Annotated in this window: 14 protein-coding genes; 1 reads left to right on the top strand and 13 read right to left on the bottom strand. The window is 61.6% G+C overall.

Features of this window, described 5'->3' with window-relative positions:
- Positions 1–2: 2 nt before the first annotated feature.
- The 6 genes from EP30_RS00855 to EP30_RS00830 all read right to left on the bottom strand — a co-directional run bounded on the left by EP30_RS00855 (position 3) and on the right by EP30_RS00830 (position 6,374).
- On the bottom strand, positions 3–1,169 hold the full coding sequence (locus EP30_RS00855) for a MoxR family ATPase (RefSeq protein WP_140555325.1): 1,167 nt from the start codon (positions 1,167–1,169) through the stop codon (positions 3–5).
- Positions 1,170–1,265: 96 nt separating this feature from the next.
- A complete protein-coding gene (locus tag EP30_RS00850) occupies positions 1,266–2,495 on the bottom strand; it encodes a PLP-dependent aspartate aminotransferase family protein (RefSeq protein ID WP_140555323.1) in 1,230 nt (409 codons plus the stop codon).
- A gap of 145 nt (positions 2,496–2,640) precedes the next feature.
- Positions 2,641–3,405, bottom strand: a complete 765-nt coding sequence (locus tag EP30_RS00845) for a hypothetical protein (RefSeq protein ID WP_140555320.1) — start codon at positions 3,403–3,405, stop codon at positions 2,641–2,643.
- A 272-nt stretch (positions 3,406–3,677) separates the two neighbouring features.
- Entirely contained in the window at positions 3,678–3,971 is a 294-nt protein-coding gene (gene groES, locus EP30_RS00840) for a co-chaperone GroES (RefSeq protein WP_093959701.1), read from the bottom strand.
- A gap of 194 nt (positions 3,972–4,165) precedes the next feature.
- Entirely contained in the window at positions 4,166–5,575 is a 1,410-nt protein-coding gene (locus tag EP30_RS00835) for a hypothetical protein (RefSeq protein WP_140555318.1), read from the bottom strand.
- Positions 5,576–5,705: 130 nt separating this feature from the next.
- A complete protein-coding gene (locus tag EP30_RS00830; protein ID WP_140555315.1) occupies positions 5,706–6,374 on the bottom strand; it encodes a GNAT family N-acetyltransferase in 669 nt (222 codons plus the stop codon).
- Positions 6,375–6,495: 121 nt separating this feature from the next.
- Between EP30_RS00830 and EP30_RS00825 the strand changes: the two genes are divergently transcribed.
- Entirely contained in the window at positions 6,496–7,179 is a 684-nt protein-coding gene (locus EP30_RS00825; protein WP_140555312.1) for a 5-formyltetrahydrofolate cyclo-ligase, read from the top strand.
- On the opposite strand, the gene EP30_RS00820 is transcribed toward EP30_RS00825, so the two are convergent.
- From EP30_RS00820 to rplJ, 7 genes are all read right to left on the bottom strand, one after another.
- The gene (locus EP30_RS00820; protein WP_140555310.1) at positions 7,139–7,804 is read right to left on the bottom strand and encodes an SAF domain-containing protein; all 666 of its coding nucleotides are present in this window, start codon (positions 7,802–7,804) and stop codon (positions 7,139–7,141) included. The genes EP30_RS00825 and EP30_RS00820 overlap by 41 nt on opposite strands.
- Positions 7,805–7,939: 135 nt before the next feature.
- On the bottom strand, positions 7,940–8,131 hold the full coding sequence (locus EP30_RS00815) for an FmdB family zinc ribbon protein (protein WP_093959706.1): 192 nt from the start codon (positions 8,129–8,131) through the stop codon (positions 7,940–7,942).
- 163 nt (positions 8,132–8,294) lie between these two features.
- Positions 8,295–8,537 (bottom strand): hypothetical protein, encoded by a 243-nt coding sequence (locus tag EP30_RS00810; RefSeq protein ID WP_140555307.1) that lies wholly within the window; start codon positions 8,535–8,537, stop codon positions 8,295–8,297.
- The gene (locus EP30_RS00805; protein WP_140555305.1) at positions 8,534–12,193 is read right to left on the bottom strand and encodes a helicase; all 3,660 of its coding nucleotides are present in this window, start codon (positions 12,191–12,193) and stop codon (positions 8,534–8,536) included. The genes EP30_RS00810 and EP30_RS00805 overlap by 4 nt, the downstream gene beginning before the upstream one ends.
- A gap of 11 nt (positions 12,194–12,204) precedes the next feature.
- Positions 12,205–13,710 carry an FHA domain-containing protein gene (locus tag EP30_RS00800; protein WP_140555302.1) on the bottom strand — a complete coding sequence of 502 codons (1,506 nt, stop codon included), beginning with the start codon at positions 13,708–13,710 and terminating at the stop codon, positions 12,205–12,207.
- Positions 13,711–14,008: 298 nt separating this feature from the next.
- Positions 14,009–14,389 carry a 50S ribosomal protein L7/L12 gene (rplL, locus tag EP30_RS00795; RefSeq protein WP_140555300.1) on the bottom strand — a complete coding sequence of 127 codons (381 nt, stop codon included), beginning with the start codon at positions 14,387–14,389 and terminating at the stop codon, positions 14,009–14,011.
- Between the two features lie 116 nt (positions 14,390–14,505).
- The gene (gene rplJ / locus EP30_RS00790) at positions 14,506–15,027 is read right to left on the bottom strand and encodes a 50S ribosomal protein L10 (RefSeq protein ID WP_140555297.1); all 522 of its coding nucleotides are present in this window, start codon (positions 15,025–15,027) and stop codon (positions 14,506–14,508) included.
- Positions 15,028–15,551 lie beyond the last annotated feature (524 nt).

Below are 15,551 nucleotides of genomic sequence, written 5' to 3'. Positions count from 1 at the left end.
TCCTACCTGGATCGCACCGCACGTGGCGTTGCGCCGGATTTCACCGGGGCCGAACGGCCGGCATCCGGAGCGGGTACCGATTCCAGAATCGATGACACGATCCTTTCGCACTGCTCCGCCGACGCACTTGCGCCGGTCATGTTTCTGGGCACCAGACGATGGGCCAATACCGGCACGGCCAGTGTCTTGACGTCATGTGGCGTGACGAAATCACGACCGCGGATGAACGCGCGGGCACGGGCCATGGCGAGCAGATTCAGGCCGGCACGTGGCGATGCGCCGAACCGCACGTCGTCACGCTCACGCGTGGCTCGCACTATCGACACGATATAGTCGGCCACCGGTTCGCTCACCTGCACGGCACGCACCTGCCGCAGTACCTCGCCCAGTTCAAGCGTGGTGCACACCGGCTGAAGATCCGTTAACGGTTCGCCCGCGTGCTCGCCAAGCAGCATGGCCCGTTCGGCATCACGCGTGGGATAGCCGATCGACGAGCGTGCCATGAAACGGTCCAGCTGCGCCTCGGGCAGCGGATAGGTGCCTTCAAGTTCGATCGGATTCTGCGTGGCCAGCACGAGATACGGTTCGGGAAGCCGACGCGTCACGCCGTCTACGCTGATCTGTCGCTCGGCCATGGCCTCAAGCATGGCGGCCTGCGTCTTGGGATTCGCACGGTTCACCTCGTCGGCGATGACGATGTCGGCGAACAATGGGCCGGGATGGAATTCAAACCGCTGGGCGCGCTGGTCATACACGTTCACGCCGGTCAGATCGGACGGCATCATATCGGGCGTGAACTGGATGCGATGAACGGTGCCGCCAACGCACTGGCCGAGCGCTCGGGCGAGCGTGGTCTTGCCGGTGCCGGGCACATCCTCGAGCAGCAGATGACCGCCGGCGCACAATACGGTCACGGTCAGCTCGATCACCTCACGCGAGCAGACAAGCACCTTGCACAACGAGTCGATGATGTGCGACGGAAGCTGAGCGAGGTCCGCCGGCGCGGCATCGCCGCCAGCGGCCGCAAACGTCGCATTCCCGTCAACGTGCTGACCATATCCACCGTCCGGGCTGCCCTGATCACGATTCCGGAATCGCCGATTCCTACGCCGACCGGCATACTGTCCATCACCGGCATACTGTCCATCACCGTGTTGCTGATCCCCCATTGCCGGCTCCCGTCATCGCAAAAGCTGTCGGTTTCCACTATAACTTGATGGAAACCGACGAACACGCCCTTAGAGAAATCGGCAAGTGGCCGGCTCTTACGCCAGTCCGGCCTCGGCGAGCGCATGATCAATGTCGCGGATCAGATCATCCGTATCCTCCAAGCCGACGGCGAGGCGGAAGAATCCGCGGTGGAACTCCTCCGGATACAGGTACTGTCGTTCGTCATCCTCGCCGAGGAACACGATCAGGCTTTCATCATGACCGAGGGAGACGGCTGATGTGATCACGTTGAGTTTGGATACAAACCGGTTGTGTCCGTCGTGATCGGTGTCGAGACCGAATGCGAGCACGCCGCCGAATCCGGCGTCGGGACGGGCGAGCTGCGAGACGGCGACATCGTGATGCGGGTGACTTTCCAGACCGGGGTAGGCGACGAACCGCACCTGCGGCAGGGACTCAAGACGCTGTGCGATGGCAAGCGCGGACGCATTGTGCTGCCTCATGCGCAGCGGCAGCGTGACGGATCCGCGATTGATGAGCCATGCGTTGAACGGGCTGATGATGCCGCCGTAGTTCACCTGCGCGGTGAAGCGGATCTGGTCGGTGCGCTCCTTGGTGGTGGCGATGGCTCCGCCGAGTGCGTCGCCGTGACCGTTGATGTACTTGGTCAGGCTTTCGATCACGATGTCCGCGCCGAGATCGAGCGGTCGTACGTTGAACGGTGAATTGAACGTGTTGTCGACGCTCACCACGGCTTCGGGATTGTGATCGTGCACGAGTGCGGCGATGGTCTTGATATCCGACACCTTGAGCGTCGGATTCGCCGGTGTCTCGATATGCACGAGCTTGGTGTTCGGCTTGAGTGCAGCGGCGACGTTCGCAGGATCGGACGTGTCGACGATGCTGGTTTCGATGCCGTACTTCTCCGGCAGGATCTGCTCGAGCAGTCGGTAGGCGGCGATGTACGTGGTGTCGGAGAATACGGCGTGATCGCCTCGGTTGAGGAACGTGGTGAACGTGGCGGACAGTGCAGCCACACCGCTGGCGAGCACCACCGCGTCCTCCGCACCCTCGAGTTTGGCGAGCTTGGCCTCAAGATAGCGCTGGTTCGGATGACCGTTGCGCGTGTAGAGGTTCACGTCGGAGCTCGACCAGTTGATGTCGGATGGATCGTAGGGCAACGCGTAGGCGTTGGCGAGCGTGATCGGACGACGGATGGCGCCGGTCTCGGCATCCACACCGTTGCCCAGATGGATGGACAGCGTATTGAATCCCAGAGGCTTGTCGTCGAATGACACGCCCTGATGCGTAAGATCTGAAGTCATGATCCCAGCGTGCCACAGCCCGTCGCTTCGCGCATCCCGGCCCGATCTCATCCAATCGTTGCGATTGCAACGTTTTCCAACCCGCCATAGGCAGAATCTTCAAGCCGAGTACACGCCCATCTCGAAATCATGGTCAAAATGGAGTTCACACCTTCGGAATCTCGATGGATTGTGTCACGCCAAGATCGTGAATCTCCAGGGTTTCCTTGGAGGCATGATCTTCTGCTGTTCCAGCATTGCTCTCGGCTTCCGCACGATCTTCTCCATTAGCTGACATGGCGTTTGCGATTGCCGTCACTCGATTGAGATCACTCAGATCGGTTTCTATGCTCAGCAAGTTCCCATCGGCATCGATGCGATATGTCTGAGTCAGCGTGGCGGTAAGATCGTCGATTCCATACCCTTTACCGACATTTTCCGTATATCGAGTGGAATACGTTCGCACATCACCGTTCGTATCAGTCCCGGTAACATCAAGCTTCCGATTGTGACCATACGGGTATGATCTGTTGGATCTGGTCTTTTGCCATCCGGATTCCGTGTGAAGCAACGCACTGCCGTTGTCATAGAAATATGCTTCATCCCAAATCTGCGAACTCGATGACATCACCTTCACATGCTCCCGATACGGGGACTGGGACACCACGCCCTGGGACACCACGGTCACCGTCTCTTCGCCATATGAGGATACGCTGGTTTTCGTATAGGTGTAATCCTTGGTGTATATCTGTCGCACAGCCGAATCCAGAGTGCTATCGCCGGACGATGCGGCGACAGCATCTGACGGCGTCGACGAAGAGCCGGGCAACGCCCCACACCCCGCCACGGCAATCGTCATGGTACATATCGCCATCACGCCGATAAGTTTACATGCGCTACGGTGAACGCCGCGCAATACTGATTCATTCATCGTTACATCCCTTCGCTCTTTCCGATTGCCCCCACATCGAAAGTCATCTTCGACTTTTCCACGCATGTTCCCAGGAGGCTAACATTCCCTTTTTACCACTGCACATGGATGCAAGAACAAGTAAACCGCACGCCACAGATGAATTTGATCAATGGTCGTTGTCAGCAGATCAGGGACTAGCAGAAAAGGCTCCCTGCCGTGGAAACGGTAGGGAGCCTTGAAGTATTAGACGCGGTGTATGACCGGCGTCGGTCTGAATCAGATCAGTGGGATCAGTTCAGGATGGCCAGCACGTCGCGGGCGGAGACGATCAGGTAGTCCTCGCCGCCGTAGTTGACCTCGGTGCCGCCGTACTTGGAGTACAGCACCTTGTCGCCGACCTTCACGTCGACGGGGATGCGCTCGCCCTTGTCGTCGCGACGGCCCGGGCCCACGGCCAGAACTTCGCCCTGCTGCGGCTTCTCCTTGGAGCTGTCCGGAATGAACAGACCGGAAGCGGTCTGGGTTTCGGCAGCGGCCTGCTTGATGACAATCTTGTCTTCCAACGGTGTGAGTGCAATCGACACTGTGGGCCTCCTCTTTCAAAGAGCAATCGAACAATTCCCACGCCAGAACGCCGCCGAGAGGCTGACGATCACTCGGGTGAACGTCCTTTTGCGCTACTCGATATGGTAGCGCGAAATTAGCACTCTGCCAACTTGAGTGCTAACGGAGTTTGCCATCAGCGAAGGGAGGGACGCAGCGATGACCCACCGGGCAATCAGCCGCGGCGACGGGCGAGGACGGCATCCACGTTCACGCCGAGCGACTCCTCGGTCTTCGCGGGAGCCGCCACAGGCGCATGCGCGGCGACAGCGGCCTTGCGCTCGGCACGACGAGCCGCGGCCTCCTCGATCTTCTTACCGTTAACCAGCTTGGACACGGCATCGTCCTTGGACGTTGAGACGGAGTCTGTAACGGGAGTCGCGTCGGCCTCAGAAACGGCCTTCTGCGCGCTCGTGTGAAGTTCGGCCTTGTCCTGTGCGCGCTGGGCATCAGCAACCGTCGTAGAGGCCTTCTGAACCGGTTTCTGAGCGGGTTTCACCGGTTCGGCATGAGCCACCTGCTTGGTGGACTTGATCTCAAGGCTCTGCGGTTCCGCAGCCTTGACCGGCTTGCCATGGCGCGGCGCACCCAGCGAGAAGGAGATGAGGTCCTGATTTGAAGCCAGTTCGAAGGCGTCAAGCGCATGGGACGGCGACACGCGTTCCAGCTCATTGGTGAAGTCCTCGGGCTCGCTGGCCGGCTTCTCCTTGACCACGGGCTTATGGGGCTGATTCACAGCATGCTGAATCGCAGACGGGGAAGCGGTCGACTTGGCGGACGCCTGCTGAGCGGACGGAACAATGCCGTCGGCAACCGCCGCCCCCGGATGACGCGGACCGCGAGCATCCTGACGAACGGCCTTCGGAGCCTCACCGGTGTCCTGATGACGCTGACTGCGCGGAGTGATCGTCGCAGGCGTGGACAGAGCGGAATCCGCCGGCTCCTCATCCTCGGGCATGACCGCCGACGCCTGGGCACGGGCAGCGGCCTCACGCGCACGGCGTTCAAGCTCACGCGCCTTCAATGCAGCAAGCTTCTCGGCCTTGGCACGCTCCAATGCGGCCTGAATATCCTGAGCGCTCATCGCGTCGGTGGCGGTCTGAGCCTCCGGTTCGGCCACGGTCTGGACGGCATTCCGGCCACGAGACCGTTGCGTGGACCCCGCGGAAGCGGTCGGCCTCCTCTTCGATGCGCGACGCTTGGCCGCGGCGACCTTATGCTCCCACTCCCTTGCCTGCTTGGATGCGCGCACACCGAGTGCGAGCACCACGCCATCGAGCGCAATCGGGATCAGCGCGAACAACGGACTGAAATGCAGCAGCAGGGCAAGAACGAACACCACCACGGCGACTGCGAACAACGATCCCACAAGCAGACGGCGACGACGAATGGCGGCACGACGCAACGCGCGAACATGCTCGATCCGCTTGTCGTCGAGCTTGGTTGCCTGTGCCCCAGACTGCATAGCCGTCCCTTTCCCGGCGGTAGTTGGTGCCCTGTCGCCGAAGTGCATACCATCATCCATATCGATGATATGCAATGATGCGGAATACCGGTCTGGACGATGCTCCATTGCGTTCCTCATGCCGTTCATCGTTTTCCACGGCTGAAGACCGAACAGAAGTACCAATATTATCGCCCACAGTACAACACTTGCAAGCGAATCCAGATCCATGAACTCTACGATAGGGTAACCTCCTGAAAAACCAGACGTTTCACGGGCGGTGTGTCGGAGCCGAAACCGGCTTCAGACGAGCCGTCAATGAGCCGGAAACGTCGGAATCCAACAGAACATATACGTCATGATCACGCCATTGGCCGTCCACATACATATAACTGTGTCGTACCCCCTCGAAATTCATCCCCACTTTCTCCACAACATGCTTGGAACGCGTGTTCTCGGGAAGGATGGCGACCTCCATACGATGCAGTTCCGGGCCGGTGGGATCGGAAAGGGCCCAGTCGCCCAGCATGGCCAGCGCAAGCGGGGCCAGCCCACGACCGGCGTGGGCCTCGTCGACCCAATACCCCACCGTTCCGGTACGCATCGCACCGTAGCTCACCGCACCCAATGAGATCTGCCCGACGATGCGGCCATTGAGTTCCATCAGCAGAATGATGCCGCGTCCCATACGCTCCGCCTCACGCTGACGACTGATCCACTCGTCGAAGGTGATGGGCGACCCATGCAGCGGGTCACCGGAGTCCCACGGCCTGAGCCACTGTTCGTTACGACGTCGCGCGGTGCTCCACTCATCCCAATCCGCACTGGTCATGGGACGCAGTCGCAGCGGGGCAAACCCCTGCGGGGCCTCAAGCGCGGATGGTACACGAAAGTTCGCATTGCCCGTTTCTGACACATTTCTGGAAAACAGCCGGAACATGGCTCCCATGTTCCGCCGAGGGACGTACAACGAGGGGACGCCCCTGCCCGAAACCCCATTCCTTAGTGTGATCACACTAAGGAATCAGTATGCGGTTGACAGTGACTGATAGAACCGGAGCATGACAGATGCTGAACAGGACACTGCACATGACGCTGAACACGACACTGCATATGACACCACCGAACTGGTTCTCCCCTCCGATCTGCATGACAAATCCGCGTTTCGGCATGTGGCGTTGGCACGACGTCGACTGACCACGCCGAAGGAACGGGAGACGGCCGGGGAACGATTGGCGACCGTTGCCATGGGATCCGGCTTGTTCGATGGCCTGACCACCGTGGCCGCCTACGTATCGATGGGCACCGAGGTATCCACATTGCCGTTGCTGCGCGCGCTGCTGTCACGACATGTGCGCGTGCTGGTGCCGAGACTGGGAAGTGGGCGCGATCTTGGCTGGGGCGTGCTGGAACGGATGGACGAGCTTGCCGACGCCGGCGAGCGCCGACCGCGGGAGCCCGAGGGCGAGGTGCTGCCCGCCGAGACCATCGCGCAGGCGGAGTTGACGATCACCGCGGCGGTGCTGGTGAATCGTGACGGATGGCGGCTGGGACGCGGCGGCGGCTGGTACGACCGCATGCTCGCGTTGCGCCGTCCCGGCACCGACGTGACGGCCGTGGTGTGGCCATGGGAGTTCGTCGATCATGAACTGCCGCGTGAACGGCACGATATGCCTGTCGATGGCGTGCTCACGCCGGACGGGTTCACTCGGGTGGCACAGTCGGATCGGGCTCGACTTCGGTAGCGATCGTCACCGCGAGCACCGGCCCTTCCTGCTGGGCGGCGAGTACCGCCATGGCCTCGTCGGCGGTGAGCGCGATCGTCACCGTCTCCGATTCGGCTTTTCCAGACAGTAATCCATCGGATTCTCCGCTCCCCCGGTCCGGCACTGCGAGCACCAGTGCGGATTCGGCGAGCACACGGTCGGCGGCGACCAGGCGTACGTGCCGTCCCGGCATCAACGTTGTCGTCGAGCTTGCCAGGGTGACCTCAACGGCGGTCTGGTCGGTGCCGATCACCGGCGTCTTGGATGCCATCGATCGCATGATCGGCTCGCCTTTGGCGATGTCCACCTGTGCGATCAGTTCGGTGGCGTCCTCCGTCGTATGGAACGCCGATTCGGTGACCACGGAGGCGGGCACCTGTTCCACGGTCATGTCGTCGAAGCCGATGGCGGTTCCGCGCGATATCGAGACGGATGCGACCACGACGGGGCTGCGTTCCACCAGTGACATCACGCATTGCAGGATTAGCCATACCGATAATCCGGCGCAGAACGCCACCGTCAGGCGACGGGCGAGTGCGCGGCGCCGACGAACGACCACGGTGTCGTCACGGCGGTGTGATGATGACGAAAATAAAAAAGGCATATTCCCACTGTGACTGATGGGAATATGCCTTGGCCAGAGTACACGACCAATGTGGTCGAACGTGCGTCAGCGTTGCAAGTGCAACCGTTACGCACGACCCGACTCACCGCATCGGCTACGGTTTGCGATATCGGCTCACTTCTTGGAGGATGCGCCGTCGGTGCGGTAGAAGCCGTGGCCCTTGAATTCGATGGACGGGGCGGCGTACACCTTGTGCACCTGCTCCTCGCCGCACTTCGGGCAGACGGTGATGGGATCGTCGGTGAACGACTGCTGCTCGGTGAAATCATACGAGCAGTTCTTGCAACGGTAGTGATAAGTAGGCACGGCTGGCTCCTCCACAACTGGACTTCATCAAACGTCAGGTCGGACGTCAAAGTCAGATTCAACGTCAAAAGACAATCGGTTACATATCCTAACCGGAACGACGACAAATATGGACGGACCGTTCCGGGAGTCCGGAACGGCACCCAGAACAAGGATGTGAACGCTATCGGCGGCCTTCGGCGTCGAACTTGGCCCAGTGCGGGGGCAGTTCGGTCAGAATACGCTGATCGTCGTCGTTTGACTTGTTCGCGCGTTCGCGCAGTTCGTCGGGATCGGCGGACGATTCGGCGTCGAACAGACCGTCGGCGTCGAATCGTTCCGTTCCCTTGAACACCACTCGGCGGTGCTTCCGGCGACCGGATCGCTCACCGGAGGCGTCGACGACTCGCACTGTGGAATTCGTCATCGTGCAGTCCTCGCGCCGGGCTTGCCGTTGCCGGATGCGCCCACGAGCTCGGCCATGCGGGCCGCCACACGGTCGACCTCCTTGTCGGGGTTGACGAACGCGGCCACGCTCCACACGACCATCACCGACCAGCCCATGGCCTGCAGGTCCTCCATTTCAAAGCGATGGCGTTGGCGGGTGGACGGGATCGACATGAATCCGGCGTCGTCGGTTTCGATGGCGAGGATGAACGGCTTGCCGGGCAGACCGACGACCATCGGAATGCTCATACCGTCCGGGAAACCGTAGTTGAGCTCCACGTTCAGGCCGCGGGCGCGCATGCGTTCGGCGAGATCGATCAGCAACGTGCTGGATTCCTTGGGCAGCGGGCCAGGCTCGGGCACCTTCACCTCGTCGATGTGCTCGCACCAGGCGAGCAGCTTCTTCATGAGCTGCGGACCGGCCTGACGCAGACGTTCATCGTCAAGGTCCTGCGAACCGAACGAGGAGACGACGTCCACATGTACGTGGGCGAGCGCGAGCGCGTCGAGCAGCATGGCGTCGCCGCCATTCAGCTCGAGCATGCCGAACTGCTGAAGCAGACGGCCGTGCGTGGTGCGGGCGAAGCCGAACGTGATGATCACGTCGTCGGATTCCACGCCGGAGACCTCGTTGAGGCTCACGATGCGCACGTGACGCAGGAACTTGCGCAGGCCGGGATCCTTGGAGCTACGGGACTTGAGTTCGGCACCGATGCGCTGACGATGCACCTGGGAGATGGTGACGATGGTCAGTGAGTAGGACGCCGGGACGATCCTGAATCCGGTGGCACGGCCGATGACCAGTTCCACGACCTTGTCGATCTCGTTCTTGCTGCTTTCCACCAGTCCGGTGATGGGCGACGGCACGCCGCTGGCCTCGACGTGGGTGTATCCGACGCCGCCGCGCGGGTCGGGCATGGACAGCGTGAGCGGGACCTTGCCGTAGCCGTTCTCCTCGAGGAATTGGCTGATGCGCGGATCCCTGCGGTCGGTGCGCGACAGCACCTTCAGCTGTTTCAGGCACGGCACCAGCGCGGCCACGGCCGGCGAGGTGATGGTCTCGCGGTGGGCGATGATGACCACCTGATCGACACGGGCCAGAATCGACAGCAGTTCCAGCGGGTTCATGTGCGCCGCGGAGTCCACGATGGCGATATCGGCGAGGTGACCAAGCGACGTGTTGGCCACAAGCGTGGCGGGCGACGCCACAAGGATCGGCTTGGTGGCGGTGAGGATGTTCGGGTAGTCGCGACGGAGGCGGTTGAGCGGCACGCGGGCCGGATTGGCCAGCAGCGTGTGCAGCTGGTTCGCCTCGTGCGAGCGGGAGAACAGCAGTTCGCTCAGACGCCTGGTCATCTCCTGATTGATCATCGGGCCCACGCTCGCCACATGTTCGGCGTCCACCTGCGCGAAGCGTTCGGACGCGGAGGAGAGCACGGAGCCGTCCTGATTGGAGATGATCGGCGAGGAGTGCACGATGAGTTCGAAAATGGTGGTCCACCAGGCGAGCTGCAGTTCGCCGGGGGCGGCATCCTTGGATACGCGACGGTTGCGCAGATCGTCGACGAGATCGCCCAGACCATTGGCGACGAAGTCGCGTTCAAGTGCACTGCGTTCGGGCAGGGTGTCGAGCGAACGATGGTCGTCGAACAGCGCCTGCAGACGGGATTCCAAAGCGGCGAACTGTACGGATTCGAGTTCGGCGCCGTCGGGCGTGGTGGCAAGCACGCTGTTGAGCGCGGTCAGATCGGAGATGATCGCATCCTGCGTGTCGATGATGTCGTCGAGCTTGGGCGGCAGCACGGGCCAGCCGCCGTGGGGCACGAACGTACGCCACTGCTCGGCCTGCTTGGCCACCACCAGCAGCGCCTCGTGCAGGTCCTCCACCTGGGCGCCCACACGCAGCAGGCTCTTCGCTTCCTTGACGTGGCGGCGACGCTCCCAGAAGCCCATCGTGGTGCCTTCGGCCTTGCGGGCGGCCTTGGACTTGGACGCTTCGATCATGGCGGGAATGTCGCGCTCGAACACCGCGGGCTGGAACACGTCGAGCACGCGACGCAGGTTCTTGAGCACCACGACCTGGCGTCCCCACTCCTGCATGGTGTTCGGGATCGGGAAGCCGCAGGTCTCCACCACCATGCGGATCTGCTCGCGCACGGCGGGCAGCAGCTTCTCCAGCAGACGGACCACGCGCTGGTAGGCGTTCACCGCCTCCTGCTCGCTGTATACGGCGGCCTTGAACCAGGAGGTGTCCTCCGGGCCGATCTCGAATTCGCCGAGTTCGCCGGCGCGCATAAGCTTCTTGCTCCACGCGTCCATGGAGTTGCCCAGCTGTCGGGCCGCCCCCTCGGTCAGGCGCACATGCGTGGCCGGATGCGTGGGCAGGGCGGAGATGCGGGCGAGGTTCTGGATCGTCTCGTAGGCGGAGATGCCCCATTCCTTGTTCTTGCCGTGCAGGTCGCCGAGGTAGCGCGCCAGACGGGTGCGCACGCCCACAAGTTCGTCGGCCACCTGATCGAAGTGCGAACTGGCCGTTCCGGGCTGGAAGCCCACGGCCGCGATGAGCTGATGATCAATGGCGTTATTGAACGCGTTGTCGTTGATGTCGAGCAGCATGCCGGACATCTCGTGCCGCTTGACCTGCTTGACGAAACGACGCTTCTGGCTGGGTACGCACGGCACGTACAGCACCGTCTTGCCGTTCATGATGGCACGACTGGTCACGCCGGCGGCGATGCTTTCGGAACCGCGGCCGCCCGGCAGATCAACGAATGCCGATGCGCCCGACGACACGATCTGCGCGGCGTAGCGCGTGACGTTGTCGACGTCGCCGATCTCGAGCTCGTTATGCGGATCGATGTCGTACGGCGTGTACGAGGAGACCGGGTACTCCGACAGGAATGCGGCGGCCTTGTCGTTGCCGGCGAGCGTGTCGAGCAGATCGTTGCCGGTCACGCCGCGTTCCATGCGACGGATCAGCGTCTGCGCCTCCTCGATGAACAGCGTGGACGAATGGATGAAGCAGCCGAGAATGATCTCGCGCTCCACGATGAAGGATTCCACGGTATCGCCCACCAGCGAGGTGATACGGGAGAACAGCGCGGACGTCTCGGGGGAATTGTCGGCGTACTGCGAGGAATCGAGCAGGGCGTCCTCGTCAAGCATCACGCCCTGATCATGCATGGCGGAAATGAACGCCGGATTCAACGTGGCGGTGGACGTGAAGCGGATCTGCGCGTGGGCGAGGGACTCGGCCCCCTCCTCCTGATCCACCTGAACCGGGTAGAGCAGCAGCGGCATGGCCGAGCCCTTCCAGCTGGCCACGCCCACGGCAAGGGACAGCTGCGCGTTGCCGCTGGCGCTTTCCACCGCGATCTGGTCCTCCAGCACGCGCGATAGGCGGCGCTGGCCGGCACGAAGCATGCCGCTGTCACGGAACAGGCTGCTCAGCTGCACATGGCCGCTGGCGAACAGCTGCGCGATGCCGGACGGATGCGCATGGGTGAGGTCGAGACGTGCCTCCAGCTGGGACAGATCCTCCACCGGGGACGGACCATGCTCGTTGCGGTACTCGCGATACCACGAACGAATCCGTTCCAATGCGGCCGTCGGTTCGAGCTTGTTGGTTGCATTCATGGTGTTCGTCTCTACTCCTCTTTGGCGGCCTTGAATTCCTGATAGCCGCTGTTGTTGCTCAACGCCTGATCGATGTCGTCATTGCCCTGCAGTTCCAGCCACGCGTACAGATCGGCGTACAGCGCGGGGTTCATTGCGAGGAACGGCAGCAGTTCCGGAATCTTCGCCATGTCGAACTGCTCGTCGTAGTTGCGTGACGTCTTGGCCTGATCCGAAGTGAATCCATTGACCTCGATGCTCGGTTCGGGCTGGTTCAGTTCGCCTCGGGACAGTCGTTCGAACACGGATCCCGCCTCGAACACCGGCGTGAATTCGGCACGCGGCGCGGGGCCTCGATCGGCCGCGGCTGCCTGCTCCAATGCCGCGTTAGGACGCAGATCATTGCCGATCACACCACCGTTCGCATCGATGACGGGCAGTGCGCTCACCTTTTCCGCGGTGCTGCGACGGGCTGCGGCGGCATCCTGGAACAGGTCGCGCGACTCGGATGGACGCGACTGATTCCGCATGCTCTGCATGACGGGCAGATCGACCGCATCCGCGGAGTCGCGCGATGCATCGGACGCCTGCGATGTCCGGACCGCGGGCGATGCCGTGGCGATAGGCTCGTTCGCCGCATTCGCCGTGTTCGCCGCATTCGTCACGATGCCGACGTTCGGGTTCACGGCGACGGCGGCGGGCTGCGACGGCTCGTCCGATGCGTCACGGGCGGTGTCATCGGCGATGTTCCGCGCGGCCTGCATATCGGAGACGTTTGATGCAGCGGACGGGTTCTGCTGCAGCGGTTGCGTATCGCGTACCACGGCCTGCTCCTCCGACTGCTGCGCCGGTTGCGTCGCCGACTGCTGGGCCGCCGCACGATTCGCGGTGAACACCGGCTGGATCGATGCCGGCTGTTCGGTCGCCTGCTGCCCGTTGGGGTCCAGCCAACCGCCGACGAATCCGCCGGTGCCACGTCCCTGACGAAGCTGATCGGCCACGGCACGATCGTGCAATGCGTCGATGCGACTGCGCACACTGTTCGTATTCAACAGGCCTGTGGGTTCACCGGCACGAAGATCAAGAATGTCATCCACGCTCATCGCAGAGGCGTCGACGTCCTGCTGACCGCCGGGCGCGGCGAATGAGAACAGATCGGTCACGTTCCTGTTCAGTGTCTCAGCCTGCACCTTCATAAAATCGACCGGAACGTCACCGAACTGGAATCGCATGGGTGAACGCGGCAGCAGGAACGACTGGCCGGCGGGGATGCGCATGAGTTCGCCATCGTCGCGCACCACATACGTGCCATTCGTGGAACCGGTGTCTTCAAGCTTGGCGCTGGTGTTGGCCGCCACGGTGAACCGGGCGTGCCGTTTCGACATCGATTTGGTCGTGTCTTCGATATCCAGACGGATCGTCCCCTGTTCCGCCACCATGGGGCGTAGGGGCTTGCGGCCGATTATCACGGTCTGCCCCGCGTCGACACGCAGTTCGTCGACGCCATTGACCCTGATTAGCCATTGCTGATCACTCACAGCGCATGCCTCCTCTAACCCAAAACGACACTCATTCACTATTGTGTCATGATTCGACGAATTATTTGCGGCGAAGCGACCGACACGTCGCACATCTGCACATTGCGCATCCGTACACTACGCGATCATCATGAGAAAACCCACAACGACATGCCGGACACGGACGACGCATTCGTTCAATACGGCCAACACCGTCAATATGGTCAACACCATCAATGCAAGAAACCCCGTCCCGTGCATGAACACGGAACGGGGTTTCAACAAGCATAGGTAATATGCGCGGCTTATGCCGCCAACATTACTTGAGCTCGACGGTGGCGCCAGCCTCTTCCAGCTGAGCCTTGGCCTTCTCGGCGTCTTCCTTCTTGGCACCCTCGAGAACGGCCTTCGGAGCGCCGTCCACGAGAGCCTTGGCCTCGGCCAGACCCAGGGAGGTCAGAGCGCGCACGGCCTTGATGACCTGGATCTTCTTGTCGCCAACGGCGGACAGGATGACGTCGAACTCATCCTTCTCCTCCTCGGCCGGAGCGGCGGCAGCCGGGCCGGCAACGGCGATGGCGGCCGGAGCGGCAGCCTCGACGTCGAACTTCTCCTCGAAGGCCTTCACGAACTCGGAGAGCTCGACGAGGGTCATTTCACCGAAAGCTTCCAGGAGCTCTTCGTTGCTGAGCTTAGCCATTATGGCTTCCTTTCATTCAGCGGCGGTCGGTTTGTTAAGGTCTTGAAATCACCGACCAACCAAAAAAATTTTTATTGTTTATTAAGCGGCGAGTCGCAATCCCGAACGGATGCGAATCAGGCGGCCTTCTCCTGCTTTTCGCGCAGAGCGTCCACGGTACGCACTGCCTTGGTGGGCAGAGCGACGAACAGCTGAGCGGTCTTGGTCTGTACAGCCTTGAGGGAGTACGCGATCTTGGACAGGAGGACCGGACGGGATTCGAGGTCGGCGAGCTTGGTGACACCTTCGGCGTCGTACACGCTGCCATCGGCGAAACCGCCCTTGACGACGAGCTGCTTGTTGTCCTTGGCGAAATCACGCAGGACCTTGGCGGCCTCGACGTAGTCACCGGAGACGAAAGTCACAGCGGTCGGGCCCTTGAGCAGATCCTCAAGACCCTCGATGCCGGCTTCCTTCGCAGCGATACGAGCAAGCGTGTTCTTCGCCACAGTGTAGGAAGTATCGCGGCCCAGCTTTTCGCGCAGATCGGAGATCTGCGGCACGCTCAGCCCGCGGTACTCAGTGAGGTACACGGCGTCGGCGTTACGGAACTGCTCCGTAAGCTGTGCAATGACCTCAGCCTTTTCGGGCCTTAACATGGCGTTCCTTCCTAATTCGGCCGTGAGTCGTTCCGGAAAGCCATCGGAGGCAATAAAAAAGCCCCGCGCACAGGCGGAGCGAACAAGCATTGCGGCGCGAATATGCGCTGCGGCATCTTGAATCCAAGATGGTGTTTTCTCAACCTGCGCTGGCAATCTTCGGGAACCTTGCGGCTCCAACCAACGGTCTGTGGTTTACAAAACTTGGACTATACACCATGTATGCCGACATGCGCAACTTTGCGACACGCCCGGAGTGTTGCGGCGTTGCACTGGATGCGATATGCAAAACGGCGATGTCAGGACTTGGCCTCCACGCTGGTCCACGACATCGCCGTCTGTTTGGTGTTGCCCGCCCTGGCATTGCGGACAAAACTGGGGAAGAACGGTTGAACAACAACGCTCGAGGAAGGCCGAACGTCGTCCCGACCGAACTAGTGAACATGGTAGAAAAGCGACACGCCACGAGGTAGGCGCTTTCCACTATTTTCCATTTTTGCCATGGAAAGCGCCATCACGCGGTC

Origin of the sequence: Bifidobacterium sp. UTCIF-39 (assembly GCF_006408715.1) — a bacterium.
Taxonomy (GTDB): Bacteria; Actinomycetota; Actinomycetes; order Actinomycetales; family Bifidobacteriaceae; genus Galliscardovia; species Galliscardovia tissieri.
This window is presented reverse-complemented; position numbering and strand designations above follow the sequence as displayed.

Bases quoted from the DNA above. Each gene is read 5' to 3' on its own strand.
- EP30_RS00855 (WP_140555325.1), bottom strand. From the start codon at position 1,169: ATGGGGGATCAGCAACACGGTGATGGACAGTATGCCGGTGATGGACAG.
- EP30_RS00850 (WP_140555323.1), bottom strand. From the start codon at position 2,495: ATGACTTCAGATCTTACGCATCAGGGCGTGTCATTCGACGACAAGCCT.
- EP30_RS00845 (WP_140555320.1), bottom strand. From the start codon at position 3,405: ATGAATGAATCAGTATTGCGCGGCGTTCACCGTAGCGCATGTAAACTT.
- EP30_RS00835 (WP_140555318.1), bottom strand. From the start codon at position 5,575: ATGAGGAACGCAATGGAGCATCGTCCAGACCGGTATTCCGCATCATTG.
- EP30_RS00830 (WP_140555315.1), bottom strand. From the start codon at position 6,374: ATGTTCCGGCTGTTTTCCAGAAATGTGTCAGAAACGGGCAATGCGAAC.
- EP30_RS00825 (WP_140555312.1), top strand. From the start codon at position 6,496: ATGACAGATGCTGAACAGGACACTGCACATGACGCTGAACACGACACT.
- EP30_RS00820 (WP_140555310.1), bottom strand. From the start codon at position 7,804: ATGCCTTTTTTATTTTCGTCATCATCACACCGCCGTGACGACACCGTG.
- EP30_RS00810 (WP_140555307.1), bottom strand. From the start codon at position 8,537: ATGACGAATTCCACAGTGCGAGTCGTCGACGCCTCCGGTGAGCGATCC.
- EP30_RS00805 (WP_140555305.1), bottom strand. From the start codon at position 12,193: ATGAATGCAACCAACAAGCTCGAACCGACGGCCGCATTGGAACGGATT.
- rplL (WP_140555300.1), bottom strand. From the start codon at position 14,389: ATGGCTAAGCTCAGCAACGAAGAGCTCCTGGAAGCTTTCGGTGAAATG.
- rplJ (WP_140555297.1), bottom strand. From the start codon at position 15,027: ATGTTAAGGCCCGAAAAGGCTGAGGTCATTGCACAGCTTACGGAGCAG.